The organism is Cocleimonas flava (genome assembly GCF_004339015.1).
Lineage (GTDB): Bacteria > Pseudomonadota > Gammaproteobacteria > Thiotrichales > Thiotrichaceae > Cocleimonas > Cocleimonas flava.
This window is the reverse complement of record NZ_SMFQ01000006.1, coordinates 18,873-27,226: the sequence shown is the minus strand read 5'-3', so window position 1 is coordinate 27,226 and position 8,354 is coordinate 18,873. Positions and strand designations below refer to the sequence as shown.

General features: G+C 40.1%; 1 protein-coding gene. It reads left to right on the top strand.

Features of this window, described 5'->3' with window-relative positions:
- Nucleotides 1-749 precede the first annotated feature (749 nt).
- Nucleotides 750-8,354, top strand: a 7,605-nt coding sequence (locus EV695_RS20070; RefSeq protein ID WP_131907824.1) for a DUF7507 domain-containing protein, incomplete at its 3' end; no start/stop codon positions are given.

Here is an 8,354-nt window from a genome sequence, read left to right as displayed (position 1 = left end):
GCCGTTGATCGTCATATCGGAGAAAACATGAAGATAGGATTAGGTTATAACTTTACAAACTTCAATGATGACTTAAGCAATACCGACGGTGATGCAGAAGGCTGGTTCATCAACTTAGTGGGCAAATACTAAAAGCAATTATCTTCAAGCAAGCGAAGAAACAAGAGTAAAAAACGAAAAAAGCCCAGAGATGGGCTTTTTTTGTGCCCGAAATAAACCCAGATCAAACCATCAATTAACCAACAACCAACCAAATCAAAACAAACCAAACCAATTTGATAAAGCTAAAAGCACCCCCACCTTACAGGCACTTTTTTAACAGTACGAAAAAAAGGCCTCAAAGTAGGGGGGTGGCTTTGATTATTGATCCAATGTTTAGACAGGTATAGATTGAAAACCTATACCGTATATCGGTTAAATGCTACCGGATTAAACCTATTTAACTGCTTAAACTACAAACCAATAATCTATTCTTAAATCTCAAAAAACAAATAATATTAATAAGTTAATAAGTAATAGTTTGCATGTCATTCATATTGAATTCAGATAACGCTTGTTAGTATGAACGGTGTAATGGGGGAAATAAGTAGCTAAATCACTAGATTGTTTATTGAAATATTAAAATTATTATCTAAATAAATACAATTATATCAATGAGATAGTATTTTCATGAGATGGAAATAGCTGATATTAACAATAATCACTTACAAATTTAGTTTGCTAAAAAAATTAAAATAAGCAGGTAAAACATGAAATTTTTCGACTTTAATCGTAGCCAAAATACGAAGAAAAAGAAAAAATCAGATGAAATTACAAATAAATTTAACAGGAAATCTGCAGGTTTTCTGATATCCAGTTTGTTGATGTTTTTTGTTGCACTAAATATAGTGCCAAATATTGCTTATGCCACAACATTTACTGAAACAGTGCCTAATGGTAATGGGCCAATACCTAATACTTACCCACCAGTAGGTGGAACCATGGTTGTACTTGTTGGTGCTAACGGCAATATCTATTATCAGTTTGTTAATCCTTCGACGCAGTTCCAAGGTTTTGAACAAACCGGCACACCCGCTGCTTATCGTGGTAGTCCATTTCAACTTGGACCAACACAGGCACTGAATTGCGGCACTGTTTCATGTACTGATTATTTTGGTGGTTCTATTACGGAAGGTTATGTTCGTTTAACCGCACGAGATGGTGATGCATGTCCGGGTAACTTCGACGAAGATGATGTTTTCTTTTTACTGAATGGTTTTACAGTTTCGAGTTTTACAGGTCCTTATACTGAACGAACTAATATGGCAGGAACTGTTTCAAATGGTTTTGAGAATTGCTTTAGAAATCAGGGTTCAACTGAGACAAGTACAGCCTGGTTTGACTTGGCACCTGTTTCAGGTCTTCTGGATAATATATTAACAACAGGTAGTACAACACCTGAGGTTCAAGATTTAGATGGAAGTGCTACTAGAGGAGATAATTACTGGTACTTTAGAGACGGTAATGACGCCACAGGGACACCTGAAGTTGCACCCGGTATCTCTATTGAAAAAACAGCGGATGTCCCATCTTATGCTGCTGTTGGGGATATAATTAATTATACCTTTACAGTAAAAAATATAGGTTCTGTTCAGTTAACCAATATAGTTGTTACAGATTCATTTATTACAGGTGCTGTTGATTGTGGAGGTGTAACTTCATTACCTAGACCAACAGGAAATCCGCCTGTAGCTACTGAAATGACCTGTACTGGACAACATGTTGTGACACAAGCGAATCTTGATAATGACGTTGTCTTTGTTAATACGGCTGAAGTGACTGCAGTCCCAACTGAAGGGACCATAGGTAGCGTATCAGGTACCTTATCCATACCAGGTCCTATAGTAGATCCTGTTCTCACTTTAACTAAAGCTGCTTCTAAAACGACTGATGCTGTTTTAGGCGATATAATTACCTATACATACACGGTAAGTAATACCGGTGTACTTACTGTTGAAGATGTTACTGTATCGGATGTACATAGTGGAACAGGCACGCTATCAGCGATTCTTGGTGATTCCATTATTGTTAATTCAAATGGTTTATCAGCTGATGCTTCGATCGATGGATCTATAGATTCTCTTGCCCCGGGAGATTCTGCTACTTTCACTGCTAATTACACAATTACTCAAGATGATGTGGATGCTGGTGTAGATATAACTAATATTGCTACTGCAACTGGTACACCTAAACGTGGGACTTTAGTTGATCCTACCGCCAATGCTGTAGTTTCAATGATTGGTCCTTCTCCAAGTTTGACTGTTCTTAAAGCAACATCAAGCACTCCTGCGAATGTAGGAGATACATTAGTTTATACATTTACAGTTGAAAATACGGGTAATGTGTCTATTGCTAGTGTCGTTATTAGTGATGCGAAATGTGCTTCTGCAGCATCTTTAGTTAGTGGCGATACCAATAGCGATACAATATTAGATGTCACTGAAACTCATGTTTATAGTTGTACATCGATTCCCGTTACACAAGCAGAAGTAGACGCAGGAACTGTGGATAATAGTGTTAGTGTTTCAGGTACTCCTTCAGGTGGTACGCTATCGCCAGCAGTTGATGATTTACAAACATTAGTTACTCAAACTCCTTCTTGGTCTTTAACTAAATCATCTAGCTCTACACCAACAAAAAAAGATGATGTTGTTTCATACAGTTTTAGTTTAACAAATACTGGTAATGTCACGATTAACAGTGTCGTATTGAGTGACGCCAAGTGTGACAGCGGAAGCCTATCACTCGATAGTGGTGATAATGCACCAACAGGTACTTTAGAAATTGATGAAATCTGGGTTTACAGTTGTGATCATACCGTAACGCAAGCAGAAGTAGATGCAGGATCAGTTGACAACAATGCTTCAGCAAGTGGAACACCTGCCGGTGGTACCCTCGCTCCAGCTGCGGCAAGCAACAGCATTCCGATTACAGCAAATCCAAGTCTTGGATTAACAAAAGTGGCTCAACCTCTCACAATTTATGCAACGGGAGAAAAGGTAACTTATGATTATGTTGTAACCAATACAGGTAATGTGTCGATAACAGCTCCGATTACCATAAGTGATAACCTAATTCCAAACAGCAATCCTTTAGCTGTTCCTGCAGATAGTATTGATTGTGGAATATGGCCTGTTCCTTTTGCACCTGGCGATACTCATAGTTGTATAGGAACTTACACGGTTACTGTTAATGACGTTACAGTTGGCAGTACCACTAACATTGCTACGGCTTCTGATGGAACAACTACGTCTCCTACAGCATCTGAAACGGTACCCGATGGCGCGACACCTGCTATAACGTTAATTAAAACATCTACTAATATAACTTTTACAACATTAAATGAGCCGCTTACATATACCTATGAAGTAGAAAATACGGGAACGGCTACTTTCGTAAATGACATCAATATCTCAGATAATAAAATTAATGGAGGGACTCCTTTTCAATGTTGGAGTTCAGTGCTTCCAGGAGACCCTGATTTTAGAACAGGAGAAAAAATTACTTGTAGTGTTGTTTACAATGTTACTCAAGCTGATTTGGATGCCGGTTTTGTGACTAACGAAGCTCATGCAGAAACAGATTATTTGGGTTCTAATGTTTCAACTCCGACGGTTGACTTAACGATTACTGGAGAGCAAACACCTATTTGGACATTGGCAAAGACTTCACCATCTACTCCAACAGAAGCGGGTCAAATTGTTAGCTATGACTTTAGTCTAGAAAATACAGGTAATGTAACTATTGATGCTGTTGTTTTAAGTGATGCAAAGTGTGATGCATCTACTTTGACTCTAGATAGTGGCGATAACGCACCTACAGGAACATTAAATGTTGATGAAATTTGGATTTATAGTTGTGATCATACTGTAACTCAAGCGGAAGTTGACGCAGGTACCGTAGATAACACGGCAACAGCATCAGGAACACCAACAGGTGGAACACTAGCTGATGTACTTGCAAGTTACAGTATTTCTATTACTCCTACGCCATCGTGGACTTTAGATAAAGCCTCTAGTTCTACACCAACAAATAAAGATGATGTTGTCACATATAGTTTTACTTTAACAAATACAGGTAATGTTTCCGTTTCTGGAATTACTTTAGCTGATGCTAAATGTGATGTCGCACCGACCACCCCAGATAGTGGTGATTTAAATACTAACTCTATCTTAGAGTCAGACGAAATTTGGATCTATAGCTGTGACCACACAGTGACACAAGCAGAAGTTGATAGTGGTTCGGTAGATAATTCTGCATCAGCTTCAGGTACACCAGCAGGTGGAACATTGGCTGATGCACTGGCTACAAAAAGCATCACAGTTGCGGCAGCTCCTACATGGACGTTGGATAAAACTTCTAGTTCAACACCAACGGATAAAGATGATGTTGTTTCTTATAGTTTCACTCTAACAAATACAGGTAATGTTTCCGTTTCTGGAATTACTTTAGCTGATGCTAAATGTGATGTCGCACCGACCACCCCAGATAGTGGTGATTTAAATACTAACTCTATCTTAGAGTCAGACGAAATTTGGATCTATAGCTGTGACCACACAGTGACACAAGCAGAAATTGATAGTGGTTCGGTAGATAATTCTGCAACAGCTTCAGGTACACCAGCAGGTGGAACATTGGCTGATGCGCCAGCAACGTTTAATATTCAAGTAACGCCGGCACCAGCATGGAATTTGGTTAAATCATCAAGTTCTTCACCTATTGCAAAAGATGACGTTGTTACTTATAGCTTTACGTTGACGAATACTGGTAACGTAACAATATCAGGAATTAACTTAGCAGATGCTAAATGTGATGTAGTACCAACTTCACCAGGCAGCGGTGATAGTAATACTAACTCTATTTTAGAAATAGATGAAATTTGGGTTTACAGTTGTGATCACACCGTGACTCAGGCCGAAGTAGACGCAGGATCAGTTGATAACTCAGCGTCAGTATCCGGTACACCAGCAGGTGGTACATTAGCAGATGCATCTGCGACAAACAGTATTCCAGTGACACCATCACCAGCATGGACATTAGGTAAGACGTCAAGCTCTTCACCAACCGCTAAAGATGATGTGGTCGAGTATGTATTCACTTTGACGAATACGGGTAATGTAACTGTTTCCGGTATCTCATTAGCAGATGCTAAATGTGACGTTGTACCGATAGCACCAGATAGTGGCGATCTCAATACGAACTCTATCTTAGAGACCGATGAAGTTTGGGTTTACAGTTGTGATCATACTGTGACTCAAGCCGAAGTAGACGCAGGGTCTGTTGACAATTCAGCGTCAGTATCAGGTACACCAGCAGGCGGCACATTATCGGATGCACTTGCAACAAATAGTATATCCGTCACACCAGCACCAGCTTGGATATTAGATAAAACGTCAAGCTCCACACCAACAGTTAAAGACGATGTGGTAGCGTATGAATTTACATTGACGAATACGGGTAATGTAACTATTTCAGGAATTTCATTAGCAGATGCTAAATGTGATGTTCTACCAACAGCAGCAGATAGTGGCGATCTTAATACGAACTCTATCTTAGAAACGGATGAGGTTTGGGTTTATAGTTGTAATCATACCGTGACTCAAGCAGAAGTTGATGCTGGTTCAGTCGATAACTTTGCTTCTGTATCAGGTACGCCAGCAGCCGGTACTTTAGCAGACGCATCAGCGACCGAAATTATCGCAGTCACACCAACCCCTAGTCTAGCGATGACAAAAACAGCACAATTTATTGATACTGCTGATTTTGAAATTAATGCTCAAGTTACTTATGACTATGTAGTAACTAATACGGGTAATGTAACTATTACGTCACCTATTACAATCAACGATAATCTTATCCCCAATGGTAATCCATTGGATATTATCACTTGTGATACATGGCCTGCATCTGGTGTTGCGCCAGGTGATACTTATAACTGTATCGGGACATACACCGTAACGTCTAATGATGTAGCCCTCGGTAGTACAACAAATTTAGCAACGGCTACAGATGGAACGACTACATCACCAACTGATTCTGCAACAGTACCAAGTGGAGCTGATCCAGCGATTACAATAACTAAAAGTTTTGACGATTCAAGCTTTACGAGTTTCTCAACTTTAGGTCAGGCAATTACCTATATATACGAAGTACAGAATACCGGTAATGCCGCTTTTGTTGCAGATGTGATGGTTACTGATGATAAAATTAATGGGGGTACACCATTCCAATGTTGGACTACAACAGATTCAACCGGCCCTGATTTTACAGTAGGTGAAAAAATCGAATGTACGGCAGTTTACAATGTCACTCAGGAAGATTTAGATAATGGATTTGTTACTAATCAAGCAAGTGCATCTACAATATACGCGCCTGCTTCACCAACACCAACAGATGTATACGCACCTGCGGTTGACCTAACGATTAATGCTGGTCAATCACCAAGTTGGACTTTAGATAAGAGTTCATCATCTGCTCCAACAGAAGCAGGTCAAATAGTTGACTATAGTTTCGTTCTTGAAAATACAGGTAATGTAACGATTAATAATGTTTCATTAACTGATGCTAAATGTGACGCATCAACATTGACATTAGATAGCGGTGACAATACTCCTTTGGGCAGTTTAGACGTAGGTGAAGAATGGACTTACAGTTGCCAACATACTGTTACACAACAAGAAGTAGATGATGGAACTGTTGATAATACGGCTACTGCTTCTGGAACTCCTGCTGGAGGTGATTTAGATGATATATCTGATAGTAATAGTATTTCAGTTGAACCAAAACCAGCATGGACATTAGATAAAACTTCTAGTTCGGAGCCAACATCTGTAGGGCAAATAGCCAGTTATACCTTTACGCTTAAAAACACCGGTAATGTAACAATTAGTGGAGTGACCTTAACTGATGCTCAGTGTGATATTGCTACACTTACTTTAGATGCAGGTGATAATCCAGTCTTAGGTGAATTATCTGTTGATGAAACATGGATTTATAGCTGTGATCATAGTGTCACTCAAGCAGAAATTGATGCAGGAGAGGTGGTAAATAATGCTACAGCTTCAGGAACTCCAGCCGGAGGAACACTTCCAGATGCGGCAGCGACACATAGACTTCCAATAGAAAGAACACAGAGTTGGGTACTTACAAAAGACTCGTCTTCAGTTATCACTAAAAAAGATGACCTAGCTGTTTATTCATTCTCAATAGAAAATACAGGTAATGTATCTATTTCATCAGTATCTTTAGCTGATGCAAAATGTGATACACCTATATCTACTACACCTGACAGTGGTGATAACTTACCTTATAACATTTTAGATTACGACGAGACATGGGTTTACAGTTGTAGTCATACAGTAACCCAAGCTGAAGTTGATGCTGGATCTGTTGATAACACAGCCACAGCAAGTGGCACTACAGAAGAGGGTGGTTTACCAGATGCAGTAGGTACCAATAGCATTTCTGTTACACCAGAACCAAGTTTAGATATTGTTAAACCAGCACCAATTTATACAGATAATGATTTTAATGGTGAAATTAGTGAAGGGGATGAATTAACATACACAATTACATCGACTAATACCGGAAACATATCTCTTACAAATGTAGTTGTAAACGATCCTTTAATCGTACCAACCAGCATCACTTGTCCATCAGTCGCACCGAATGGCACTTGTGTGTTGATCGGAACCTACACCGTGACGCCACAAAATGTCAGTGTCGGCAGTATCGTCAATACCGCAACAGCTGATTCGGATCAAACTGATCCGGTTACTGACGGTGAAACCACCAACATTAATGCGCCCCTTTTAGCCGTTGATAAACCTGCACCCGCCAATGCGGATAATGATGGCAATACCGAAGTGAGTGAAGGCGATGTATTGACGTATACCATCACCGCGACCAATACAGGTGCGGCCACGTTAACGGATGTGGTTGTGAGTGATCCGTTGATCGTACCAACCAGCATCACTTGTCCATCAGTCGCACCGAATGGCACCTGTGTGTTGATCGGAACCTACACTGTGACGCCACAAAATGTCAGTGACAGCAATATCGTCAATACCGCAACAGCTAATTCGGATCAAACCGATCCGGTTACTGACGGTGAAACCACCAACATTAATGTGCCCCTTTTAGCCGTTGATAAACCTGCCCCCGCCAATGCAGATAATGATGGCAATACCGAAGTGAGTGAAGGCGATGTATTGACATACACCATCACTGCGACCAATACAGGTGCGGCCACGTTAACGGATGTGGTTGTGAGTGATCCGTTGATCGTACCCAATACCATCACTTGTCCATCAGTC